This is a genomic window from Micromonospora acroterricola, from assembly GCF_003172955.1.
Classification (GTDB): domain Bacteria; phylum Actinomycetota; class Actinomycetes; order Mycobacteriales; family Micromonosporaceae; genus Micromonospora; species Micromonospora acroterricola.
The window spans coordinates 1-21,426 of record NZ_QGKR01000091.1 but is presented as its reverse complement, the minus strand read 5'-3'; the positions used below and the strand labels follow the sequence as shown (position 1 = coordinate 21,426).

Genomic DNA, 21,426 nt, shown 5'->3' with positions numbered 1-21,426 from the left:
AGTACCGCCCGGCCCGATGCCGGCACCGCCGTTCCCGCCGCCGCCCGCGACCCCCGGCGCGCCGCCGGGGGTACGCGCCACCGCGTCGGTCTCCGCGCCGCCGGCCGGCTGGCCGTCCCCGGCCGTAGGGGCGCCGACCAGCCCGAACGGCGGTGGGTGGGCCACAGCACCCGTGTCCGCCCCGCCGGTGGTGCCCGCGCCAGCGCTGCCCAGCTGGCCGCCGTCCACCACCGGCACTCCCCCGTCACCCGGAAACGACAGCGGACGCTCCCGGCCGGCCGCGCAACCGGCCAGCCCCGCGGCCGGGTCGGCCAGCGCCCGCAGCGGGCGGTACGACGGCGGCCCCGACCTGGCCGGCACCGTCTACGGCAGCGGGGAGGGGCCGGGCTTCGCCACGATCGCGCTGCCCGCGAACGCGGTGGAGAATTCTGGTTCGCTCACCGGGCACATCCTGGCCCAGGGCTGGTCGGACACTCCGGCCGAGCGGTCCAGCACCAGGCGGGTGGTGATCGTGCTGGCCGCCGCGCTGGGGCTGCTGGTGACGATCAGCGTGCTCGTCGTCCTCCTCGCCAACGACGCTCTGGACGGTCTGGTGGGCAACGTCCTGAACGGTTGACCCGACGACCGGGGCATGGTGAGTCCGCCCACTACGGTCGGGCAACCGGCTGGCGGCTTCGCCGTACCGCCGTACACTGGTGGAGATCACTGACCCGGCGCGCGTGATGCGCGCCCATGGGCGATCTTGCGGGCGATCCGGCGGCACAGCCGCGGCAGGCCATCGCGAAGATGCGCCCCGCTCGAAAGGCATTTGTTGACCACCTCTGCTGACCACAGCATCGTTCCGTCCGTTTTCGACCCCGCCGCGGTGGCGATCGACACCGCCCCGGAGACCCACGACGCCGTCCCGGCGGCCACCGACGAGTCGATCGACTTCGCCGCGCTCGGCCTCCCCGAGCCGCTGGTCCGCGCGCTCGCGCGGCAGGGCATCACCACCCCGTTCGAGATCCAGCGGGCCACCGTCCCGGACGCGCTCGCCGGCCGCGACGTGCTCGGCCGCGGGCAGACCGGGTCGGGCAAGACGCTCGCCTTCGGCCTGCCGCTGCTGGCCCGGGTCGCCGCCGGCCAGCCGGCCCGGCCGATGCGGCCGCGCGCCCTGGTCCTGGTCCCGACCCGGGAGTTGGCCATGCAGGTCAACGACGCCCTGCTGCCGCTGGGCAAATCGCTCAACGTGTTTCTGAAGACCGCCGTCGGCGGCGTGCCGTACGACCGTCAGATCGACGCGCTGCGGCGCGGCGTGGAGATCATCGTGGCGACGCCGGGCCGGCTCGGCGACCTGATCGAGCGGGGGATCTGCCAGCTCGACGACGTCGAGGTGACGGTGCTCGACGAGGCCGACCAGATGGCCGACATGGGCTTCCTGCCCGAGGTCACCGAACTGCTGGCGAAGACGCCCGCCGGCGGTCAGCGGCTGCTCTTCTCGGCCACCCTGGACGGCGACGTCGACGCGCTGGTCAGGCGGTTCATGAACGACCCGGTGACCCACTCCACCGCGCCGTCCACCGCGTCCGTGTCCACCATGGACCACCACATGTTGCTGATCCCGCCGCACGAGAAGTTCCCCGTGACGGCCTCGATCGCCGCCCGCGACGGCCGGACCATGGTCTTCGCCCGCACCCAGCTGGGCGTCGACCGGCTGGTCGAGCAGCTCGCCGCGGTCGGCGTACGGGCCGGTGGGCTGCACGGCGGCAAGACCCAGCGGATGCGCACCAAGACGCTGGCCGAGTTCCGCGAGGGCCGGATGAACGTCCTGGTCGCCACCGACGTGGCGGCTCGGGGCATCCACGTCGACGGGGTCACCCTGGTGCTGCACGTCGACCCGCCGAAGGACCCCAAGGACTACCTGCACCGCGCCGGGCGCACCGCCCGGGCCGGCGAGTCGGGGGCCGTCGCCACGCTGGTGCTGCCCAAGCAGCGCCGTACGACCCTGGCGATGCTGGAGAAGGCCGGCGTGGCGCCGGCCGAGAGCCGGGTCCGCGTCGGTGACCCGATGCTGGCCGAGCTGATCGGCGCCCGTGAGCCCAGCGGCGTCCCGGTTCGCGTGGAGGCGGAGCCCCGTGGCTACGGGGACCGCTCCGGCCCGCGCCGGTTCGGCGACCGACCGGGCGGTGACCGCCGCTACGGCGACCGCCCGCAGGGTGAGCGCCGCTACGGCGACCGACCGACCGGCGAGCGTCGCTTCGGCGACCGGCCGCAGGGTGACCGGCAGTACGGCGACCGACCGACCGGTGAGCGTCGCTACGGCGACCGCCCGCAGGGCGATCGACGCTTCGGCGACCGTCAGCACAGCGACCGGCCGCAGGGCGAACGGCGCTTCGGCGACCGGCCGCAGGCTGACCGGCAGTACGGCGACCGGCCGACCGGTGAGCGCCGGTACGCGGATCGGGACGCCCGGGGTTACGGCGACCGGCCGCAGGGCGAGCGCCGTTTCGGCGACCGGCCGCAGTTCGGCGACCGGGACGGCCGGGGCGACCGCCCCACGGGCGAGCGGCGGTTCGGGGACCGTCCGACCGGCGAGCGGCGGTTCGGCGACCGTCCGACCGGCGAGCGGCGGTTCGGCGACCGGGACGAGCGGGGCTCCGGCGAGCGGCGCTTCGCGGACCGGCAGCAGGGCGATCGGCCCGCCGCCGACGAGCGGCGCTTCGGCGACCGGCCGGCCGGGGAGCGGCGCTTCGCGGACCGGGACGGTCGGGGTGGCTTCCGCTCCGAGGGCCGTGGTCAGGGCGACCGGCCGCGCGACGACCGGCCGCGTGACGACCGGCGTGGCTTCGGCGGGCGACCGCCGGCCCGTACCCACTGATCCACCGATTTACCGAACGCCGTCGCGGAGCCCGGGCTTCGCGGCGGCGTTCGCGCATGTCCTGCCGACGTCGGCCGGGTCGCGTAACGTCCGGCTCATGCCGACCATGCCGAAGTCGATCTTCTGGTCCCGGACGGACACCGCCGGCAGTGAGCATGTCCTGCTCGACGACGGCCACGGTTTGACGGCCCGGGGCACCCTGCTCGCCGTGGACCCGATCCCCTGGACCGCCCGCTACCAGGTGACCACCGCGCCGGACTGGCGCACCGCCCGCGTCGAGGTCGAGGCCGAGGGGCCGGGCTGGCTGCGCAAGGTCACGCTGGAGCGGGCCACGGACCGGTGGCGGGTGACCACCGCCGAGCAGGGCAACCTGGACGCGGCGCTGATGGCGGCCGGTCATCCCCGGGCCGGCCTGCCGGGCACCGACGACCCGGACCGGTTGGCCGACGCGCTCGACGTGGACCTGAGCGGGTCACCGCTGTTCAACACGCTCCCGGTCCACCGGCTCGGGCTCGCCGCCGAGGCGGCCGACCTTCCGCGCCGGATCACCGTGGCCTGGGTGCTGCTGCCGGGCCTTGAGGTGGTGCCCGCCGAGCAGATCTACACCGGGATCGGGCCGGGGCGGGTGCGGTTCGCCAGCGGCACCTTTACCGCCGACATCGACCTGGACGCCGACGGCTACGTGGTGCGTTACCCGGGGCTGGCCGAACGGATCGACCCGCGCTGACCCAACCTCGCCAGGCTCAGGCGGGCCAGGCGCCGCCGCTCAGGAAGCGGTCGATGGTGGCCGCGTGCGGTGCCAGGTCGAAGCCCTGGGCGGCCACCCACTCGTCGGCGTAGTACGTGTCCGCGTAGCGGTCGCCGGCGTCGCAGATCAGGGTGACCACCGAGCCGGTCCGGCCCTCGGCGAGCATCTCGGCGATCAGGCCGAAAGCACCCCACAGGTTGGTGCCGGTGGAGCCGCCCACGCGGCGACCGAGCACCGCCGAGCCGGCCCGCATGGCGGCCAGCGACGCCGCGTCCGGCACCTGGACCATCCGGTCCACGACCGCGGGCAGGAAGGACGCCTCCACGGTGGGACGGCCGATCCCCTCGATCCGGGATCCCTTCCCGGTGCTCACCGACCAGTCGGCGGCGAGCCAGGCCGGGTAGAACGCCGAGTTCTCCGGATCCACCACGCAGAGCTTGGTGAACAGGCGGCGGTACCGGGCGTACCGGCCGATGGTCGCGCTGGTGCCCCCGGTGCCGGCGCCCACCACGACCCAGGCCGGGATGGGGTGCCGCTCCAGCTCGAGCTGCGCGTAGATCGACTCGGCGATGTTGTTGTTGCCCCGCCAGTCGGTGGCCCGCTCGGCGTAGGTGAACTGGTCCATAAAGTGCCCGCCGGAGTCCTCGGCCAGCCAGCGGGCCTCGACCACCACACTGGCCGGGTCGTCCACCAGGTGACACCGGCCGCCCTGGAACTCGATCTGCGCGATCTTCTCCGGCGACGTGGAGGCGGGCATGACGGCGATGAACGGCAGCCCGAGCATCCGGGCGAAGTACGCCTCGGAGACCGCCGTCGAGCCGGAGGACGCCTCGACGATCGTGGTACGCGGACCGATCCAGCCGTTGCAGAGCCCGTACAGGAAGAGTGAGCGGGCCAGCCGGTGCTTCAGCGAGCCGGTCGGGTGCACCGACTCGTCCTTGAGATAGAGGTCGATCCCCCACTGCCGGGGCAGCGGGAACGGCAGCAGGTGGGTGTCGGCGGAGCGGTTCGCGTCCGCCTCGACGGCGGCGATCGCCTCGGTCACCCAGGTCCGGCTGGCCTCGTCGCAGCGGTCGAGATGAGTCACGCCGGCAAGGTAGCAAGCCGGTCTGGGCCGGTCAGCCCCGGTCTGTGGACGCGGCCCGGCGGAGCTGGCGGCGTTGTCCGGCCCGACCGACGGCCCGGACGAGCGGGGTCAACCCGATGGCCAGCCGGGGCAGGGTGTCCAGCAGCCGGACCTGGGCGCCCCGCCAACGCGGCAGGCTGACCACCGGACGTGGCCGGCGGGCCAGCCGGGCCGCCCGCGCCGCCACCCGCTCCGGGGTCAGCATCGACCCGGTGAACGACGCCAGCGCCCCGGGGTCGTCCAGCCGGTCGTGCAGCATGGGTGTCCAGATGCCGTCCGGGCAGAGGCAGGAGACGTGCACCTCCCGGTATCCGGCCATCCGCAGGTCGGACAGCGTGCCGAGGCTGAACGCCAGCAGGGCGTGCTTGCTGGCGGCGTACACCGTCTCGCCGGGCGCGGCGGCGAGCCCGGCCAGCGAGACGACGTTCAGCACGTGGCCGTGCCCCTGGGCGCGCATGACGGCCAGGGCGGCGAGGGTGCCGTTCATCGCGCCGAGCGCGTTCACGTCGAGCACCCGGCGGCGGGTCGGCCCGTCGTGGTCCCAGGAGGGCCCGGTGACCAGGACGCCTGCGTTGTTGACCCAGAGCCCCAGGCCACCCCGGCTCGCCGCGCTCCCGGCGGTCCGGGCACAGGCGTCCTCGTCGCGGACGTCCAGCGCGGCGGACCAGCCGCCGAACGGCGCGGCGGCGGCGGCCACCTCGTCCGCGTCGAGGTCGGTGAGCAGCACCGGCCAGCCGTCGGCGTGCAGCGCGGCGGCGATGGCACGGCCCAGGCCGCCGGCGGCCCCGGTCACCACGGCCGCTCCACGTACCGGCGAGGTCATCGGCGCACCGTACCGCCGGCCGGGCGGGCGACACCAGGGCCGACCGGCGGCCGCGGGGCCCGGGGTACGCCGGGAGCGGCGTCAGGCCGGCTGTGGGCCGACGGACTGGGGGCGGTTCTCCCACTTGGTGGAGAGCGCGATGGCGGTGCGGGTGGAGGCGACGCCGGGTGTCCGGTTCAGCCGCACGATCAGCTGCTCCAGCTCGGCGATCGTGCCGACCCGCGCCTTCAGGAGGAAGGACTCCACGCCAGCCATGAAGTAGCAGGACTCGATCTCGGGCAGCACCCGCAACGACTCGAGCATGTCGTCGCTGTCCGCGCCGGAGTCCTCGACGATGCCGATCAGTGCGGTGACACCCAGCCCGATCGCCTCCGGAGCGACGTCCGCGCGGTAGCCGAGGACAACACCGCTGCTCTCCAGCTTGCCGACCCGCTCGTGCACGGCCGGAGCGGAGAGGCCGACCTGCCGGGCCAACTCGGCGTACGAGAGGCGGGCGTTTCCGCGCAGGAGGTCGACGAGGCTCAGGTCGATGGCGTCCACGGAGAGTGACCTTATCCGGTTGGGCGTAACGAGACGCCTTCGGCATCCGTTGCACATGGCAGTGAGTAACTGTTCACAAACTGACGGTCAAGGTAGGGGTTGCACCAGTACCATTTACTAACTTCCCACTCAGTGCATTTTTCGCGTTTGGCGGACAGGCCAGGTCCCTGGTGCTGTAATTGCCATACGTCCCTCATGACGGCTCTGGGCTCGCACCAGCCGGGGGCAGTGTGTTCAGCCAGGGGCTTCGTCGACGCGAGGAGGGGGCTGTGGACACTGGAGATCGCCTGCTGACACCGGGTGAGGTCGCCGCGCTGTTTCGGGTGGACCCGAAGACTGTGACGAGATGGGCGGCGGCCGGCCGGATAGGAAGCATCCGGACTCCAGGCGGGCATCGCCGGTTTCGGGAATCCGAGGTGCGAGCCCTGCTTGAGGGGGAGGGCATGCTGGACGAGGTGGACGAGGTCGGAAAACCACGCAACGTGGGACCGGCCGCCTCCACCGGGCCGGGTCCGGCCAACGCCGGCATGTACTGAACTGGTGCGGACAACGATGTGCGGACCGGGCGCCAGTCCGGTCCGCGTCCCGCTGACGGTCACCCGCCATTACCCGGCATGACCAGGCGGGCCGAGCGGACAGCTCAGCTCCGGGCCGCGCCGAGCCGGCCGGACCACCGTCGGAACAGGGTGTGCTGGACGCCGAGCGCGTCCAGCACCTTGCCGGCCACGAAGTCCACCAACTGCTGGGCACTGGCCGCCGCGCCCGCGCCGTAGAAGCCGGGGCTGGCCGGGAGCACCACCGCGCCGGCGTCGTGCAGCGCGATCAGATGCTCCAGATGGCTGCGGGTCACCGGCGTCTCCCGGGGCACCACCACCAGGGGACGGCGTTCCTTGAGGTTGACCTCGGCCGCGCGCTGCAACAGGTCCTTGGAGAGCCCGATGGCGATGCCCGCGCACGCCGCCGTGCTGGCCGGGACCACCGCCATTCCGCGTACCCGGTAGGAGCCACTGCTCGGCCCGGCTGCCAGGTCGCCCGCCGGCCAGTGCCGCACGTCCGCGCCGGTCAGGTCCCGGCCGAGCCAGGCGGCGAGGTCCTCGGCCCAGTGCGCGTCGCGAAACGGCCGGCCGGTCTCGTCGAGCACGGTCAGCCGCGCCGCCCGGGACACGATCAGGTCCACAGGTTCGCCCGCGTCGAGCAGCCCGCCGACGACGGCCGCCGCGTACGGCGTACCGGAGGCCCCGGAGACCCCGACCACCCATGGTTCCCGCATGCCCCCAGCCTGCCTGGTGGGGCTCGTCCGCCGGTGGGCACCCCCGGGATCCCGCTCCGGGCCGCCGTCCGAGATGTCCCGGCCGGGTAGTGCGCGTCCCGTCGACCTGAGATGCTGCCGATGGCCAATCGCACCGGGAGCGGATCGCACAGGAGGCATCGGTGACGACCGGCGAGATCCTCTGGACGCTGCGCGCCGACTGTCCGATCCCGGCCCGGCTCTCGCCGCACGCCGACCGGGTGCACGAGTGGCTGCTCGGCCTGTTGCCCGAGCTGGGCCTGCCGCTCGACGACGCCGCGCTGCACCGGCTGAGCCGGGGAGCGTTCGCCCGGTACGCCGGCCGGCTCTACCCGGACGCCACCGAGGCCGACCTGCGGGTGCTGACCGCCCTGTTCACCTGGTTCTTCCTGGTCGATGACGCCTGCGACGGGCCGGGCCGGCTCGCTCCGGAGCAGATCCGGGCGCTGCGCGACGGCACGCTGGCGCTGCTGCACGACGGCCCGCGGGCGCGGCACGCCGGGTTGACCGGTCCGCTGCGGCGGATGCTGGTGCTGGCCTGGCGGGAGCCGCGCCGCCGGATGCCGGCCCGGTGGCGGCTGCGCTTCGCCGACGCGGTCGCCCGGCACCTCGACGGCACCTGGCGGGAGGCGGTCAACAAGGAGGCGGGGCACCGACCCGGCGTCGCCGAGTACGTCGAGCTGCGCCGGGCCACGTCGGCGGCGGACGTGTCGTACCCGCTGGTGGAGTTCGTCACCGGCCGACCGCTGCCCGACCCGGTCTACCACCACCCGCTGCTGCGCCGGGTCGCCCGTACCAGCAACGACCTGCTCTCCTGGTACAACGATCTCGCCTCGCTGGACCGGGACCGGGCCACGGCCGGCGGGCACAACCTGGTGCTCGCCATGCAGGCCGAGTGGGGTCTGTCGTCGGCGGAGGCGGTCGACCGGGTGGCCGAGCGCTGGCGGGAGTCGATGCGGCTGTTCGTCGCGCTGCGGGCCGCGGTGCCGTCGTTCGGTCCGGCGCTGGACGAGGCGGTCGTTTACCATCTCGACGGGGTCGCCGACGCCGTGCGCGGCACCATCGAGTGGACGCTGGAGAGCGGGCGCTACCCCACCGGGCGTCCCGAGCCGGCCGGCACGTCCCGACCCTGAGCGTGCTGGGCCGGGACGGGGCTGCGGGCAGCCCGGTCCCGCACGGCCGTCAGGGCCGCAGGCCCAGCCGGATCACCAGGTCGAGCAGGGCGAAGACGAACAGCGCGATGCCGACGAAGCCGTTGGCGGTGAAGAACGCGCGGTTGACCTTGCTCAGGTCGGTCGGGGTGACCACCAGGTGCTGGTAGCCGAACGCGACCGCCGTCAACGCCAGGCCGACCCACCAGAGCCAGCCGAACCCGATCAGCGCGCCGAACCAGACGAAGAGCCCGAAGGTCACCACGTGCGCCACGGTGGAGGCGTGCAGCGCGACGCGCCGGCCGTACCGGGCGGGCACGCTGTGCACGCCGATCTCCTGATCGATCTCGGAGTCCTGGCAGGCGTAGATCAGGTCGAAGCCGCCGATCCACAGCCCGACCGCCGCGCCGAGCAGCCACGCCGGCCAGGAGCCGTCCAGGCTGCCGGTGACCGCCAGCCAGGCGCCGACCGGGCCGACGGCCTGGGCCACCGCGAGGATGGCGTGCGGCCAGTTGGTGAACCGCTTGCCGTACGGGTAGACCACCAGCGGCACCACGGCGAGCGGCGCCAGCACCAGGCAGAGCGGGTTGAGCAGGGCGGCGGCGACGAGGAAGACCACCAACGCGACGGCCGCGCCGGTCCAGGCCGTCCGCACGCTCACCGCGCCGGTGACCAGTTCCCGGCCGGCGGTACGCGGGTTCCGCGCGTCGATCCGCCGGTCGAGGATCCGGTTGGCGGCCATCGCGAACGTCCGCGCGCCGACCATCGCCACGGTGATCAGCAACAGGTCCCACCAGCGCACCCGGCCGCCGTTGACCTGCATCGCGGTCAGCGCCGACAGGTACGCGAACGGCAGCGCGAACACCGAGTGCTCGATGGTGACGAGCTTGAGGAACGACTTGATCCGGCCCGGTCGTTCGGCCGGCGCGTCGAGGACCGCCATCAGATGCCGTACTCCTTCCAGCGCTTGTCGACCAGGGAGGTGACCTCCGACGACATGCTCATCTCCTCCGGCCAGCCGCGGGTGTATCCCTCGGTGGGGAGCTTGCGGGTCGCGTCGACGCCCACCTTGCCGCCCCAGAACTGCTGGTACGACGCGTGGTCGAGGTGGTCGACCGGGCCCTCGGTGAGCAGCAGGTCGCGCGCGTAGTCGACGTTGCCGAAGGCGCGGAACGCCACCTCGTTGTAGTCGTGCACGTCGCAGTCCTCGTCGACGATCACGATCAGCTTGGTCAGCGACATCAGGTGCGCTCCCCAGATCGCGTTCATGACCTTCTGCGCGTGCTTCGGGTAGCGCTTGCGGATCGACACGATCGCGCAGTTGTGGAAGACACCGGCGGCCGGCAGGTCGTAGTCGACGATGTCCGGGATCAGCATCTTGAGCAGCGGCTGGAAGATCCGCTCGGTGGCCTTGCCGAGGCCGTGGTCCTCCTGCGGCGGCTTGGAGGTGACGATCGAGTGGTAGACCGGCTTGCGCTGCATGGTCATCGCCTCGATGTGCAGCACCGGGAACGGCTCGACCGGCGTGTAGAAGCCGGTGTGGTCGCCGAACGGCCCCTCGGGCAGCCGCTCGCCGGGTTCCAGGTAGCCCTCCAGCACGATCTGCGCGTGCGCCGGCACCTGCAACGGCACGGTGAGGCAGTCGACCATCTCCACACGCTCGCCGCGCAGGAACCCCGCGAACAGGTACTCGTCGATGTCGCCGGGCAGCGGCGCGCTGGCCGCGTACGAGACGACCGGGTCGCAGCCGATCGCGACCGCGACCGGCAGACGCTGCCCGAGCCGCTCGGCGACCGCGTGGTGGGCGGTCGAGTCCTTGTGGATCTGCCAGTGCATGCCCAGGGTGTTGCGGCCGTGCTGCTGGAGCCGGTACAGGCCCAGGTTGCGCTTGCCGGTCTCCGGGTGCTTGGTGTGGGTCAGGCCGAAGTTGTGGAAGATCCCGCCGTCGCCGGGCCAGACCTGGAGCCCCGGCAGCCGGTTGAGGTCGACGTCCTCGCCCCGGTAGACCACCTCCTGGCAGGGCGCGGTGTTCACCTTGCGCGGCGGCAGCGACTTGAGCTGCATGACCTTGCCGAGGCCCTCCCGGATGCCGGACCACCCGACCGGCAGCTCCGGCTTGATCAGCGCGCCGATTCGGGCGCCGATCTCGTCCAGCGAGTCGACGCCGAGCGCCATCGCCATCCGCTTCTCGGTGCCGAACAGGTTGATCGCCACGGGCATCTCGCCCCGGGTCGGGCGCTCGAAGAGCAGCGCCGGCCCGTCGGCCCGCACGGTGCGGGTGACCACCTCGCTGATCTCCAGGGTGGGGTCGACCGGGACGTCGACCCGGCGCAGCTCCCCCGCGCGCTCCAGCGCCGCGAGGAAGTCCTTGAGATCGTTGTACGGGAAGCCACGAGCCGCCATGCCGCCAGTCTCCCGCACCGGGTGCCGTGCCTCCCAAGGCGGGTGGTGTGACGCCCGCGATGGCCCGGGGGCCAGCGGCGGGCCGCCGGTGATCGCCTCGGGTAGAGCAGGGCCCACATCCCCGGGCATGGCGGGCGGTTGAGCGGGTAGCCGGGCAGCCGGCGGACGGAGGCGGCGATGGGTGGCGAGCGGGTTCCGGCGGGGTTCACCGAGCAGCGGGCGCGGGTCGACCAGATCACCATGAACTACGTCCGTGGCGGCAGCGGTCCGCCACTGGTACTGCTGCATGGATATCCGCAGTGCTGGTACATGTGGCGGCACCTGCTGCCCGAACTGGGGCGCTCCTTCGACGTGGTCGCGCCCGACCTGCGCGGCTTCGGGGACAGCGACGCCCCGGCCGGTGGGTACGACAAGAAGTCGGTCGCCGCCGACCTGCACGGACTACTGGACCACCTCGGCCTGGCCAGTGACCTCCGACTGGTCGGGCACGACCTGGGGACCATGGTGGCGTACGCGTACGCCGCCGCCCATCCGCAGCGGGTGAGTCGGCTGGTGCTCAGCGAGGCCCCGATCCCCGACGAGAGCATCTACACGTTCCCCGCGCTGACCCCGGCCGGGCCAGGGGTGTGGAACTTCGGCTACTTCTCAATCGGCAACGGGCTTCCGGAGGAGTTGGTCAGCGGGCGGGAGTCGCTCTGGGTGGACCGGTTCACCGACGCCCTGATGGTGTGCAAGGGCAGCATCGCCGCGCCTGACATCGAAGAGTTCGCCAGCCACCTGCGCGACCCGGCGCATCTGCGGGCCAGCTTCGCCTACTTCCGGGCTTTCGATCAGGACATCGCCGACAACGCGGCGTACCGAGCCACGAAGCTGAAGATGCCGGTGCTGGCCGTCGGCGCAGCGGCCAGCCTCGGTGGGCAGGTCGCCGAGCAGGTTCGCCGGTACGCCGACACGGTCCGCGGCGAGGTGATCGAGGAGTGCGGGCACTGGCTGTACGAGGAGCGCCCGGACGAGATGCTCGCCCTGCTGCGTGACTTCCTCGGGGCGGTCTGAACAGCGGCTCGTCGCGCCCGCACGCGTTGCCGATCAGGCCGCGGGCGTCCAGGTGTGGACGGCAAGTGGCGGGTCGAGCGGCGCGCGGGTGAGCCGGTTGGCAAAGGTGGAGATGGTGTACGTGCCGACGCCGAGCACCACGTCCAGCGCGTGCCGGGGCTGGTAGCCGGCGGCCAGGAACTCGCCCAGCTGGTCGTCGGGCACCGCGCCCCGGTGGTCGAGCACGGCCAGCGTGAACCGGCGCAGCGCCTCCAACCTCGGCTCGGGCAGCGGCGCGCCGGCACGCAGCGCGGTGATCAGCTCGGTGGCCGCGCCGAGCCGGGTGAGCGTGCCGGTGTGCAGGGCGACGCAGACGTGGCACTCGTTCGTGGTGGCGACGGCGAGGACGACCACCTCCCGCTCCAGAGGTTCGAGGGCGGTCTGTTCGAAGCCCGCGTTGGCGGTGAGGAAGCCGGCGAGCAACTGCGGCGACTCGGCCATCAGTGCCACCGGGGCGGGCAGGAAGCCGAACCGGCGGCGTACCCCCTCGATGGTCGGACGGGCGGCGGCGGGTGCGGTCTCGGCGGTGTGGGCGGTGAAGACGGGCACGGGTACCTGCTCTCGAAACGTCGGTAGGGATGGGGTCGCGTAAGGTAGTCAACGTGGTTGACGAAATAGTAAACGTGGTTGTCGAACATGGCAAGCGCTGATTCCGCGCGGCCCGGCTTCCAGTTGCCGCTGTTGCTGCTGGCCGGCTTCCGGACGCTCATCGACGACCTGCACGCCGAGCTGGCCCGGCAGGGCCATCCCGAGCTGCGCCCGCTGCACGGTTTCGTGCTCCAGGCCGTCGGGGTGGACGGCACCACCGCCACCGAGCTGGGCCAGCGGCTGGGCATCTCCAAGCAGGCAGCCGGCAAGACGGTCGACCGGCTGGTCGCCGTCGGCTACCTCGACCGGGTCGACGATCCCCGGGACGCCCGCCGCAAGCTGATCACGATGACCCCGCACGGCGTCGACGGGCTGCGCCGCTCCGCCGAGATCTTCGACCGGCTGCGCGAACGGTGGGTCGAAGCCCTCGGCCCGGAACGGGTCGACGCCCTGGAGGACGACCTCCGCGCGGTGGCCGCCCCCAACTGGTTCCGGCTCGACGTACCGGGCTGGTTCGGCGGCTGACCCCGAGCGCGACGCATCGAGAAACGTCACAGGTGATCTCTAGAATCAGGGGTGCCGGTCGGGGCCGGGGGTGCGTGCCCCGGTCTCTTCCGACCGGCTCATCCCCCACCAAGGAGATCGATGAGATCTGTGCACGTAACGCGTGGCAGGCTCCTGCGCGGCCTGACCGCGCTGGTCGTGGCCACCGCCGGGATCGGTGCGGCGGCCGGCCCGGCCGCCGCAGAGGACGACCCCGGCTGGGTCGACGGCTGGCTCGATGACGTCACGGTCGGCGCTTCCGGCGCGCCCGCCCGGACCGCCTCGCTGACCCTGACGAGCAGCGGGGCGGCCCAGCCCCGGGTCACCCTCGACCTGACCGGCCTGGCCGGCGTGGCGACCGCGACCTTCCCGGCCTCGTGCGTCACCGAGGGCACCTCGGTCACCTGCCCGATGCCGTCGTCGGCCACCGACGAGTTCGGCACACTCACCGGCACCGTGCCGGTGGTGTTGCGCGCTGCCCCCGGTGCCGCAGACGGAGCGACCGGCACGATCGGCTACACGCCGCTCGGCGAGCAGACGGAGGCGTACGCCCGGCAGGCCGTCGTCACCGTGCGGTCCGGGCCAGACCTGCTCGACCTGGTCGACGAGTACGTCTCCGGCGCCCAGGTCGGTGAGAGCAGGTCGGTGCCGGTGGCCGTGGTCAACGCCGGCGACCAGCCGGCGGTGGATCTCCGGGTCACCCTCCGCTTCCCGGTCGGCCTCGTTCCCGCCAGCTACCGCAACTGCCGCTACGGCACCGACCAGGTGCTCGCCACGGTGATGGTCTGCACCGTGCGGGGCACGTTCGCGCCCGGCCAGCGGCACGAGCTGCGGCACGGGCTGGCCACCACGCTCGGCCCCGCCACCCTCGGCGACAAGCGGATCACCCAGGTGGTGGAGCCGCTGGCCAACGCCGGGCCGCTGCCGAACGGCGTGCAGCTCAAGCGCCGCGACGCCGACCAGGCACTGCGGCTGCGGCCGGTCGGCGCACCGCTCGACGTGATCCCGGCCGAGGTGACCGGTCCCGGCGGCCAGACCTACCTGCGCAAGGTCCAAGGCGCCTTCGACATCGTCGCCCAGGGCGCCACCGCGACCGGGGCCCTCGGCGACACCGTTCGGGTCACGGTGGGCCTCCGCAACGAGGGTCCGGGCGTACCGGACGGCACCGTCTCCGGCGAGGCGGTCGGAGCGTTCCTCTTCACCCCGCCGGCTGGCACCACCGTGCTCGCCAACCCGTCGGGCTGCGAGCCGAGAGGCGGCGAGGAGGGCGTCGCAGACACCCCGGCAACCTGGTACTGCGCAGGACCGGGAGTGGTCTTCCCTGCCGGCGCCAGCCGCACGGTCCCGTTCGACCTGCGGATCGACAGCCTCACCGGGGTCGACGGCGAGGTTCAGCCGTACCAGCGCTACCCGCGGGTGGACGACAACCCGGGCAACGACGCCGCCCCGGTCACCGTGGGCTGACCGAGCCCGACCAGCCACAGAAACGGCGCGGGGGCGGCCACGGACGATTCCGTGACCGGCCCGCGCGCCGCTGTCCGGATCAGTCCAGCCCGCCGTACGAGTGCAGGCCGGTGAAGAAGATGTTCACGCCGAACAGGTTCATCAGCATCGTGAGGAAGCCGAGCACCGCGAGCCAGGTCGCCACGTTGCGCTTGACGCTGGGCGTGGCCCGCGCGTGTAGGTAGCCGGCGTACACCACCCAGGAGATGAACGCCCAGGTCTCCTTCGGGTCCCAGCCCCACGGCCGGCCCCACGCCGCTTCGGCCCAGATCGCCCCGGCGATCACCGCGAAGGTGAAGATCGGGAAGGCGAACGCGTGCAGCGCGAACGTCAGCCGCTCCAGGCCCACCGCGCCGGGCAGCCGCTTGGCCAGCGTGTACGGGAAGCTCCGCTTGCCCTGCTCGTACCCGGCGCGCATCAGGTAGCCGACCGCCGGCACCGCGCCGAGCAGGAAGATGCCGGACGCGAAGACGATCGTCGATACGTGGATGACGAACCAGTACGAGTTGAGCGCCGGCACCAGCGGCACGATCGGCACGTACAGCACCAGCTCGGCGGTGGCCACCAGCAGCACCATGACCAGGGTGAGGAACAGCCCGAGCTTGCGCAGCGTGGGCCGCTTCCAGAGCACCACCAGCCAGGCCGCGACCCCGATGAACGTCACCGTGAGCACGAACTCGTACATGTTGCCCCAGGGCATCCGGTCGGCGGCGAGGCCGCGCGTGACCAGGGCCGCGAGGTGCAGCACGGCGGCGAGCGCGGTGGCGCCCACCGCGACCAGGCCGGCGATCCGGGCACGCCGTGCCGAGCGGTCGGCCGCCGCCGACGGCGGGACCTCCGCGGGCGACGTCGGCACGCTGCCGCCGCCTCCGCCGACACCGGCGCCCACCAACTCGCGGGCGGGAGCGGCGGCGACCCGGGTACGGGCGTTGCCCAGCGCGTACTCCACGGCGTGACTGATCATCGCGACCAGGTACACCAGGATCGCGAAGGTCACCAGATTGTCGGAGAGTGCGGACATCACTCGGTCCCTTCTCGCGCGCCGGCCCGGTCACTGGAGTCAGCGCCCGCGTCCACCCGATCACCGCGGACGGCGGCGACGAGCTGGGCGAACTCGTCGGCGAACCCTGGATAGTCGGTGCGCGGCAACCCACCGGCCTCCACCAAGCTACTACCGCTCGTCGGAGATCCTTCCGCCGGGTCGGCCGGCATCACCCGGAAGAACACCCGACGGCGCCGCCCGAACAGCGACCCCATCAGCCCGACCAGCAGGAAACCGCAGCTGACCAGCAGGATCGTCGAGCCAGGATCGTGTCGGACGGAGAGGGTGACGTACCGCTCGGTGCCCAGGAACTCCACCTTGGTGCCATCGTCCAGGGTCCAGCTCTCGCCCTTGCGGAGCAGCTTGCTGCCGATCTCCTTGACCTTGCCGGTGCGCACCTGCCGCTGGTCGAGCTGGTAGACCGAGCCGGGGATGCCGGCGTCCAGACCGAGATTGCCCCGGTAGGCGACGAGGTTCAGCGCCGGGTTGCGCTCGGTCGGGTACTCCGAGCTGACGAACGGGGCCTGCTGCGGCGCCGTCGGCAGGTAGATGCCGCTGAAGGCCACCTGCAGGCCGGCGTTGCGCTGCCCGGTGCGCGGGTCGACGTTCGCGTCCGGGAAGGCCGCCAGGCCCTCGCTGGTCAGGCCGCTGTCCCCGGTCGTCAGGAACGGCTCGTCGCTGACCTGGCTGCGGCCGAACCGGTCGGTGTAGCGGATGACCGGGGCGTACCCGTGGCCGAGCAGGTAGACGCTCGCGCCGCCCAGCCGCAGGGGTGAGTTCACCGAGAAGTCCGCGCTGCGGGTCGGCTCGTCGGGGCCGTCGACGGTCACCCGGGCGTTGAAGAACTCCGGCTGACCCGAGGCCAGGAAGCGGGCCTCGAAGTCGTCCAGCCGCAGGCAGAAGCGGGGCAGGTCCTCGCTGTCCACCCGGGGGCCGAGCTTCGCCTCGGCGTACTGCTGCCGGGTGTTGCAGAACGCGTTGTCCGCGCCGGCCACCAGCAGCCGGTTGCCGCTCCAGCCGTACCACGAACCGAGCGCGACGCCGATCAGCACCGCGATCAGCGAGGTGTGGAACAGCAGGTTGCCGGTCTCCTTGAGATAGCCCTTCTCGGCGGAGACCTCGTCGCCGCGCACCTCCACCCGCCACCGCCGCTTGCGCAGCACCTCGGCGATCGCCGCCGCGCCGCCGGCCGGCGCGGGCAGCACCGCGTGCTGCGGCAGGCGCTCCATCCGCTTCGGCGCGGCCGGTGGCCGGGACCGCAGCGCCCGGACGTGGTCGCGCAGCCGGGGCGTGATGCAGCCGATCAGCGAGGTGAACAGCAGCAGGTAGATCGCGGAGAACCAGACCGAGCCGAACACCTCGAAGGCGCCGATCCGGTCCAGCCGAGGGGCCAGGTCCGGGTGGTCGGTGAAGTACTCGTTGACCTTCTCCGGGCTGATCCCGCGCTGCGGCAGCACCGAGCCGGGAATGGCGGCGACCGCGAGCAGGAAGAGCAGGATCAATGCGGTACGCATGCTGGTCAGCTGCCGCCACGAGTTGCGCAGCAGGGCCAGCAGCCGGTTGGGGCGGCGCCGGGGCGCCGGGGCCGCGGTCTCCGGCCGGTCGTCCAGGACCGTCATCAGATGCTCACCTCGCCCACCCCGACGGTGGTCTGCAGCCAGATCACGAAGCTCTGCCACCCGCCGGTGACCAGCGCCAGGCCGATCAGGATGAGCAGGGCGCCGCCGACCCGGGTGACCCAGCGGCTGTTGCGCCGGACGGCGCGGAAGACCCCGAGCAGGCGCTGGAAGCCCAGCCCGAAGACGACGAACGGTATCCCCAGCCCGAGGCAGTACGCCACAGCGAGCACCACAGCCCGGTCGCTCTGACCGGTGGTGACCGCCATCCCCATCACCGCACCGAGCGTGGGACCGGTGCAAGGCACCCAGCTGAGCGCGAAGACGGCGCCGAAGACCGGGGCGCCGAGGAGCCCGGCGGAGGGCAGCCGGGTGATCCGGAACTCCCGTTGCAGGGCCGGGATCATCCCGAGGTAGCCCAGGCCGAGCACGATGATCAGGACACCGACGACGATCTCCAGCTGCCGCTCGTAGTCGAAGAAGACCCGACCGATGCCGGCGAACAGGATCGCGGTGGCGACGAAGACGACGGTGAAGCCGGCGATGAAGAGCAGTGTCCCGGCGAGCACCCGGCCCTTGACCGCGCCGGCCCGCGAGACCCGCTCCCGTACCGCGACGCCGCCGGTCCCCTCGACCGGCGCCGGATCGGCCGCCGGCCGGCGGCCCTCGAGGTCGGCGCCGGCGAGGCCGGTGACGTACGACAGGTAGCCGGGGACGAGCGGCAGCACGCACGGGGAGAGGAAGCTGACCAGGCCGGCGAGTGCCGCCGCGCCGATGGCGAGCAGCAGCGGCCCGCTCAGGGCCAGCTCCTTGAAGGTCTCGCCCATCAGCCGGACGCCGGCTGCTCGGCGGCGATCCGCTCGACGATCGGTTGCAGGCCCTCCTGCTTGACCGCGGCGCGGATCACCGAGGCGATCCGGCCCTCCCGGTCGAGCACCACGGTCGCCGGGACGGTGTTCGGCGGGATGTCCAGGGCGAGCGCCAGCTTGCTCGGCGGGTCGAACAGGCTCGGATAGGTGACCCGGCCCTCCTCGAACGCCTTGGCCTTGTCCCGCTGGTCCTGGACGTTGATGCCGAGGAAGGTCACCCCGGAGCCCTTGGTGGCCTGGTAGGTGGCTTCCAGGTCGTCCGCCTCGGCCCGGCACGGCGCGCACCAGGAACCCCAGAAGTTGACCACCACCACCTGGCCGCGGGCCTGGCTGACGTCGTAGGTGCCGCCGGTGAGCAGCTCACCGGCGAGCGTCGGGGGCGCCGAGCGCTGGTCCGGAGCGCACTCGATGATCCCGTCGGAGGTGGTCGTGCAGGTCTTCTCCCGGCCCTGCGACGTGCAACCGGCCAGCGCCACCGCGGCGACGGTGGCGAGCAGGCCGGCGGTCCACCTCCGGGCGATCATCAGGCCCCCTTGGCCGTCCGGGCGGTCGCGGAGAGAGCGATCAGGTGCGCCGCCGGCTCGCTGTAACCGATGCCGACGACCTTCGCCCCGTCGAAGTGGAACGAGGTGAGGCTGGCCAGCCCGCACTGCCGCTTGCGGGGGTCGTGCCAGAGGCGCTTGCGCTCGACGTACCGGCGGAGCGTCCAGATCGGGAGCTGGTGCGAGACCAGCACGGCCTCGCGCCCCTCGGCGGCGACCCGGGCGGCGTGCACGGCCGCGAACATCCGCTCCGCGATGGCCCGGTACGCCTCGCCCCACGACGGGGTCACCGGGTCGCGCAGCACCCACCAGTTGCGCGGGTCGCGGAACGACCCGTCGCCCGGCGACACCTTCTTGCCCTCGAACCAGTTGGCGCTCTCGATCAACCGCTCGTCCACCCCGACCGGCAGCCCGAACTGCGCGGCGATCGGCTCGGCGGTCTGCTGGGCACGCTCCAGCGGGCTGGCCACCACGTGGACGACCTCCCGCTCGGCCAGCCCCTGCGCGGCGGCCTTGGCCATCTGCACACCCAGCTCGGAGAGGCGGAACCCGGGCAGCCGGCCGTAGAGGATCTGGTCGGGGTTGTACACCTCGCCGTGCCGGAGCACGTGGACCACCGTCTTGCTCACCGCTGCGCCCCCTTCGTTCGCGACTGCGGGGCTCGCAAAACCGGCTCACTCCTCGCGCTCACCGGGCCCCCTTCGTTCGCGACTGCGGGGCTCGCAAAACCGGCTCACTCCTCGCGCTCACCACTACCCCCCGTGACCAGCCGCTGCCGCCGCGTTCGCCGCCGTCGGCAGCGCGGCGGCGATCTGCTCCAGAGCGGCGTCGTCGATCGCCGCCGACACGAACCACGACTCGAACGCGCTCGGCGGCAGGTAGACGCCGGCGGCGAGCATCGCGTGGAAGAACGCCTTGAACGCCGGCACCTGCTGGGTGCGGGCACTGTCGTAGTCGACCACGTCGGCGTCGGTGAAGAAGATGGAGAACATGCTGCCCGCGTACGACAGTCGGTGCGGCACCCCGGCGGCGCCCAGCGCGTCGGAGGCGAGCTTGCCCACGACGGCGGCCGTGTCGTCGAGGCGGCGGTACAGCGCGTCGTCGGCCAGCCGCAGCGTCGCCAGGCCGGCGGCGCAGGCCAGCGGGTTACCGGAGAGCGTGCCGGCCTGGTAGACCGGGCCCGCCGGGGCGAGCCGGGACATGATCTCGGCGCGCCCGCCGAACGCGGCGGCGGGCAGCCCACCACCCATGACCTTGCCGTACGTCCACAGGTCGGCGTCGGACGCGTCGAGGCCGTGCCAGCCGGCGCGGGACACCCGGAACCCGGTCATCACCTCGTCCACCACGAGCAGCGCGCCGTGCGCGTGCGCGATCCGGGCGAGCTGCTGGTTGAAGCCGTCGCGGGGGGCGACCACGCCCATGTTGCCGGCGGCCGCCTCGGTGATCACCGCGGCGATGTGCGGGCCCTCGGCGGCGAAGGCCTCCTCGACGGCCCTGATGTCGTTGTACGGCAGCACGATCGTCTCGCTGGCCGCCGCGCCGGTGACGCCGGGCGAGTCGGGCAGGCCCAGGGTGGCCACGCCGGAGCCGGCGGACGCGAGCAGCGCGTCGACGTGCCCGTGGTAACAGCCGGCGAACTTGACGATCTTGGAGCGGCCGGTGAAGCCGCGGGCCAGCCGGACCGCCGACATGGTCGCCTCGGTGCCTGAGTTGACCAGGCGAACCTGCTCCATCGGGGTGCGGTCGACCAGCTCGGCGGCCAGCTCCACCTCACCCGGGGTGGGGGTGCCGAAGCTGGTGCCCCGGGCGGCGGCCGCCTGCACGGCGTCCACCACCTCCGGGTGGGCGTGCCCCAGGATCAGCGGCCCCCAGGAGCACACCAGGTCGACGTAGCGGCGGCCGTCGGCGTCGTGCAGCCACGGACCCTCGCCACGGACCATGAAGCGGGGGGTGCCGCCGACCGCCTGGAAGGCGCGCACGGGGGAGTTCACCCCGCCCGGCACGATGGCGCGGGCGCGGCTGAACAGGGCCTCGGAGGCCGGAGCTTCGGCCGGGTAACGGCCGGATCCGGCGGAGAAGGTGTCGGTCACGATGCCGCCATTGTGTCAGCGCCGGACGGTCAACCGGCAGCCACCCCGGGCCGGGGTTACCGGGCTCACCCGTCTCTGGCACCCGCCGACGGCGGCGACACGCGGGTCGGGGCGGCGGCTGCCGGCCTCGACAGGCCGGGTCGTCGGGATCGCGCTAGGCTGACCGGGTGGATCGTGCCGAACTGTCGATCACGCTACATCGGACGGGCGACGAAGCAGTGCTGCGCCTGGCCGGTGAGATCGACATGCTCACGGCCGCTCAGCTCTCCACCGTGGTCAACGAGGTGCTGGCCGACCCGCCCCCGCGCATCGTGCTCGATCTGGGCGGTGTCACCTTCTGCGACTCGCAGGGCCTCGGCACCCTGGTCGTCCTCAGCCGCAAGGCCAGTCACGCCCAGAGTCTCCTGATGCTGACCCACGTGGGCGATTTCCTGATCCGCGTCCTGGACATCACGGGCCTCCGCAGCGCCCTGATGATCCGAAACGACCAACCCACCGGCTGACCCCGGCCCACCCCCAGCCCCGGGTCCGTCCGGGCGCCCCCGGGGTTGATCATGAAGTTATTGCCGAGTTCTGTCCCATTTGTCGGCAATAACTTCATGATC

General features: G+C 72.8%; 21 protein-coding genes and 1 pseudogene. 9 read left to right on the top strand and 13 right to left on the bottom strand.

Annotation, left to right across the window (positions count from 1 at the left end):
* The 3 genes and pseudogenes from DKT68_RS31720 to DKT68_RS02145 form a co-directional block, all read left to right on the top strand.
* Positions 1–616, top strand: a pseudogene (locus DKT68_RS31720) (hypothetical protein); the annotation flags it as partial.
* Positions 617–865: 249 nt separating this feature from the next.
* Complete coding sequence (locus DKT68_RS02150) at positions 866–2,857, top strand: DEAD/DEAH box helicase (RefSeq protein WP_407940684.1); 1,992 nt, start codon at positions 866–868, stop codon at positions 2,855–2,857.
* 106 nt (positions 2,858–2,963) lie between these two features.
* Positions 2,964–3,584 (top strand): putative glycolipid-binding domain-containing protein, encoded by a 621-nt coding sequence (locus DKT68_RS02145; protein WP_109815753.1) that lies wholly within the window; start codon positions 2,964–2,966, stop codon positions 3,582–3,584.
* Positions 3,585–3,600: 16 nt separating this feature from the next.
* Here the strand turns inward: DKT68_RS02145 and cds1 are convergent, their stop codons facing one another.
* The 3 genes from cds1 to DKT68_RS02130 all read right to left on the bottom strand — a co-directional run bounded on the left by cds1 (position 3,601) and on the right by DKT68_RS02130 (position 6,094).
* Entirely contained in the window at positions 3,601–4,692 is a 1,092-nt protein-coding gene (gene cds1 / locus DKT68_RS02140; RefSeq protein ID WP_109815751.1) for an L-cysteine desulfhydrase Cds1, read from the bottom strand.
* 31 nt (positions 4,693–4,723) lie between these two features.
* A complete protein-coding gene (locus DKT68_RS02135) occupies positions 4,724–5,554 on the bottom strand; it encodes an SDR family oxidoreductase (RefSeq protein WP_109815750.1) in 831 nt (276 codons plus the stop codon).
* A gap of 81 nt (positions 5,555–5,635) precedes the next feature.
* Positions 5,636–6,094 carry an Lrp/AsnC family transcriptional regulator gene (locus DKT68_RS02130; protein WP_109815749.1) on the bottom strand — a complete coding sequence of 153 codons (459 nt, stop codon included), beginning with the start codon at positions 6,092–6,094 and terminating at the stop codon, positions 5,636–5,638.
* 269 nt (positions 6,095–6,363) lie between these two features.
* Here DKT68_RS02130 and DKT68_RS02125 point away from each other — a divergent pair, with 269 nt between their 5' ends.
* Positions 6,364–6,630 carry a BldC family transcriptional regulator gene (locus DKT68_RS02125; RefSeq protein ID WP_007454516.1) on the top strand — a complete coding sequence of 89 codons (267 nt, stop codon included), beginning with the start codon at positions 6,364–6,366 and terminating at the stop codon, positions 6,628–6,630.
* Between the two features lie 104 nt (positions 6,631–6,734).
* On the opposite strand, the gene DKT68_RS02120 is transcribed toward DKT68_RS02125, so the two are convergent.
* A complete protein-coding gene (locus DKT68_RS02120; RefSeq protein WP_109815748.1) occupies positions 6,735–7,364 on the bottom strand; it encodes a UbiX family flavin prenyltransferase in 630 nt (209 codons plus the stop codon).
* A gap of 161 nt (positions 7,365–7,525) precedes the next feature.
* Here DKT68_RS02120 and DKT68_RS02115 point away from each other — a divergent pair, with 161 nt between their 5' ends.
* A complete protein-coding gene (locus DKT68_RS02115; protein ID WP_109815747.1) occupies positions 7,526–8,515 on the top strand; it encodes a terpene synthase family protein in 990 nt (329 codons plus the stop codon).
* 49 nt (positions 8,516–8,564) lie between these two features.
* Here DKT68_RS02115 and mqnP read toward each other — a convergent pair whose 3' ends face one another.
* Entirely contained in the window at positions 8,565–9,476 is a 912-nt protein-coding gene (mqnP, locus tag DKT68_RS02110) for a menaquinone biosynthesis prenyltransferase MqnP (protein ID WP_109815746.1), read from the bottom strand.
* Positions 9,476–10,936, bottom strand: a complete 1,461-nt coding sequence (locus DKT68_RS02105; protein WP_109815745.1) for a menaquinone biosynthesis decarboxylase — start codon at positions 10,934–10,936, stop codon at positions 9,476–9,478. The genes mqnP and DKT68_RS02105 overlap by 1 nt, the downstream gene beginning before the upstream one ends.
* A gap of 177 nt (positions 10,937–11,113) precedes the next feature.
* Between DKT68_RS02105 and DKT68_RS02100 the strand changes: the two genes are divergently transcribed.
* Positions 11,114–11,989: an alpha/beta fold hydrolase gene (locus tag DKT68_RS02100; protein WP_109815744.1), complete on the top strand. Its 876-nt coding sequence runs from the start codon at positions 11,114–11,116 to the stop codon at positions 11,987–11,989.
* Positions 11,990–12,022: 33 nt separating this feature from the next.
* Here DKT68_RS02100 and DKT68_RS02095 read toward each other — a convergent pair whose 3' ends face one another.
* Entirely contained in the window at positions 12,023–12,577 is a 555-nt protein-coding gene (locus DKT68_RS02095) for a carboxymuconolactone decarboxylase family protein (RefSeq protein WP_109815743.1), read from the bottom strand.
* An 87-nt stretch (positions 12,578–12,664) separates the two neighbouring features.
* On the opposite strand from DKT68_RS02095, the gene DKT68_RS02090 reads away from it, so the two are divergent.
* Both DKT68_RS02090 and DKT68_RS02085 read left to right on the top strand, forming a co-directional pair.
* Positions 12,665–13,141, top strand: coding sequence for a MarR family winged helix-turn-helix transcriptional regulator (locus tag DKT68_RS02090; RefSeq protein WP_109815742.1), 477 nt, complete (start codon positions 12,665–12,667; stop codon positions 13,139–13,141).
* Between the two features lie 120 nt (positions 13,142–13,261).
* Positions 13,262–14,623 carry a COG1361 family protein gene (locus DKT68_RS02085; RefSeq protein WP_146218263.1) on the top strand — a complete coding sequence of 454 codons (1,362 nt, stop codon included), beginning with the start codon at positions 13,262–13,264 and terminating at the stop codon, positions 14,621–14,623.
* Between the two features lie 79 nt (positions 14,624–14,702).
* Here DKT68_RS02085 and ccsB read toward each other — a convergent pair whose 3' ends face one another.
* From ccsB to hemL, 6 genes are all read right to left on the bottom strand, one after another.
* Positions 14,703–15,683 (bottom strand): c-type cytochrome biogenesis protein CcsB, encoded by a 981-nt coding sequence (gene ccsB / locus DKT68_RS02080; protein WP_109815740.1) that lies wholly within the window; start codon positions 15,681–15,683, stop codon positions 14,703–14,705.
* Entirely contained in the window at positions 15,683–17,323 is a 1,641-nt protein-coding gene (gene resB, locus DKT68_RS02075; protein ID WP_109815739.1) for a cytochrome c biogenesis protein ResB, read from the bottom strand. The genes ccsB and resB overlap by 1 nt, the downstream gene beginning before the upstream one ends.
* Positions 17,323–18,147, bottom strand: coding sequence for a cytochrome c biogenesis CcdA family protein (locus tag DKT68_RS02070; protein ID WP_109815738.1), 825 nt, complete (start codon positions 18,145–18,147; stop codon positions 17,323–17,325). The genes resB and DKT68_RS02070 overlap by 1 nt, the downstream gene beginning before the upstream one ends.
* Positions 18,147–18,713 carry a TlpA family protein disulfide reductase gene (locus DKT68_RS02065; RefSeq protein ID WP_109815737.1) on the bottom strand — a complete coding sequence of 189 codons (567 nt, stop codon included), beginning with the start codon at positions 18,711–18,713 and terminating at the stop codon, positions 18,147–18,149. Before DKT68_RS02065 ends, DKT68_RS02070 begins: the two co-directional genes overlap by 1 nt.
* Entirely contained in the window at positions 18,713–19,360 is a 648-nt protein-coding gene (locus DKT68_RS02060; protein ID WP_109815736.1) for a histidine phosphatase family protein, read from the bottom strand. Before DKT68_RS02060 ends, DKT68_RS02065 begins: the two co-directional genes overlap by 1 nt.
* Before the next feature lie 123 nt (positions 19,361–19,483).
* Positions 19,484–20,821, bottom strand: coding sequence for a glutamate-1-semialdehyde 2,1-aminomutase (hemL, locus tag DKT68_RS02055; RefSeq protein ID WP_109815735.1), 1,338 nt, complete (start codon positions 20,819–20,821; stop codon positions 19,484–19,486).
* A 167-nt stretch (positions 20,822–20,988) separates the two neighbouring features.
* Between hemL and DKT68_RS02050 the strand changes: the two genes are divergently transcribed.
* The gene (locus DKT68_RS02050; RefSeq protein WP_007454492.1) at positions 20,989–21,324 is read left to right on the top strand and encodes an STAS domain-containing protein; all 336 of its coding nucleotides are present in this window, start codon (positions 20,989–20,991) and stop codon (positions 21,322–21,324) included.
* Positions 21,325–21,426: the final 102 nt, after the last annotated feature.

Bases quoted from the DNA above. Each gene is read 5' to 3' on its own strand.
- DKT68_RS02145 (WP_109815753.1), top strand. From the start codon at position 2,964: ATGCCGAAGTCGATCTTCTGGTCCCGGACGGACACCGCCGGCAGTGAG.
- DKT68_RS02135 (WP_109815750.1), bottom strand. From the start codon at position 5,554: ATGACCTCGCCGGTACGTGGAGCGGCCGTGGTGACCGGGGCCGCCGGC.
- DKT68_RS02120 (WP_109815748.1), bottom strand. From the start codon at position 7,364: ATGCGGGAACCATGGGTGGTCGGGGTCTCCGGGGCCTCCGGTACGCCG.
- mqnP (WP_109815746.1), bottom strand. From the start codon at position 9,476: ATGGCGGTCCTCGACGCGCCGGCCGAACGACCGGGCCGGATCAAGTCG.
- DKT68_RS02105 (WP_109815745.1), bottom strand. From the start codon at position 10,936: ATGGCGGCTCGTGGCTTCCCGTACAACGATCTCAAGGACTTCCTCGCG.
- DKT68_RS02100 (WP_109815744.1), top strand. From the start codon at position 11,114: ATGGGTGGCGAGCGGGTTCCGGCGGGGTTCACCGAGCAGCGGGCGCGG.
- DKT68_RS02090 (WP_109815742.1), top strand. From the start codon at position 12,665: ATGGCAAGCGCTGATTCCGCGCGGCCCGGCTTCCAGTTGCCGCTGTTG.
- DKT68_RS02085 (WP_146218263.1), top strand. From the start codon at position 13,262: ATGAGATCTGTGCACGTAACGCGTGGCAGGCTCCTGCGCGGCCTGACC.
- ccsB (WP_109815740.1), bottom strand. From the start codon at position 15,683: ATGTCCGCACTCTCCGACAATCTGGTGACCTTCGCGATCCTGGTGTAC.
- resB (WP_109815739.1), bottom strand. From the start codon at position 17,323: ATGACGGTCCTGGACGACCGGCCGGAGACCGCGGCCCCGGCGCCCCGG.
- DKT68_RS02070 (WP_109815738.1), bottom strand. From the start codon at position 18,147: ATGGGCGAGACCTTCAAGGAGCTGGCCCTGAGCGGGCCGCTGCTGCTC.
- DKT68_RS02065 (WP_109815737.1), bottom strand. From the start codon at position 18,713: ATGATCGCCCGGAGGTGGACCGCCGGCCTGCTCGCCACCGTCGCCGCG.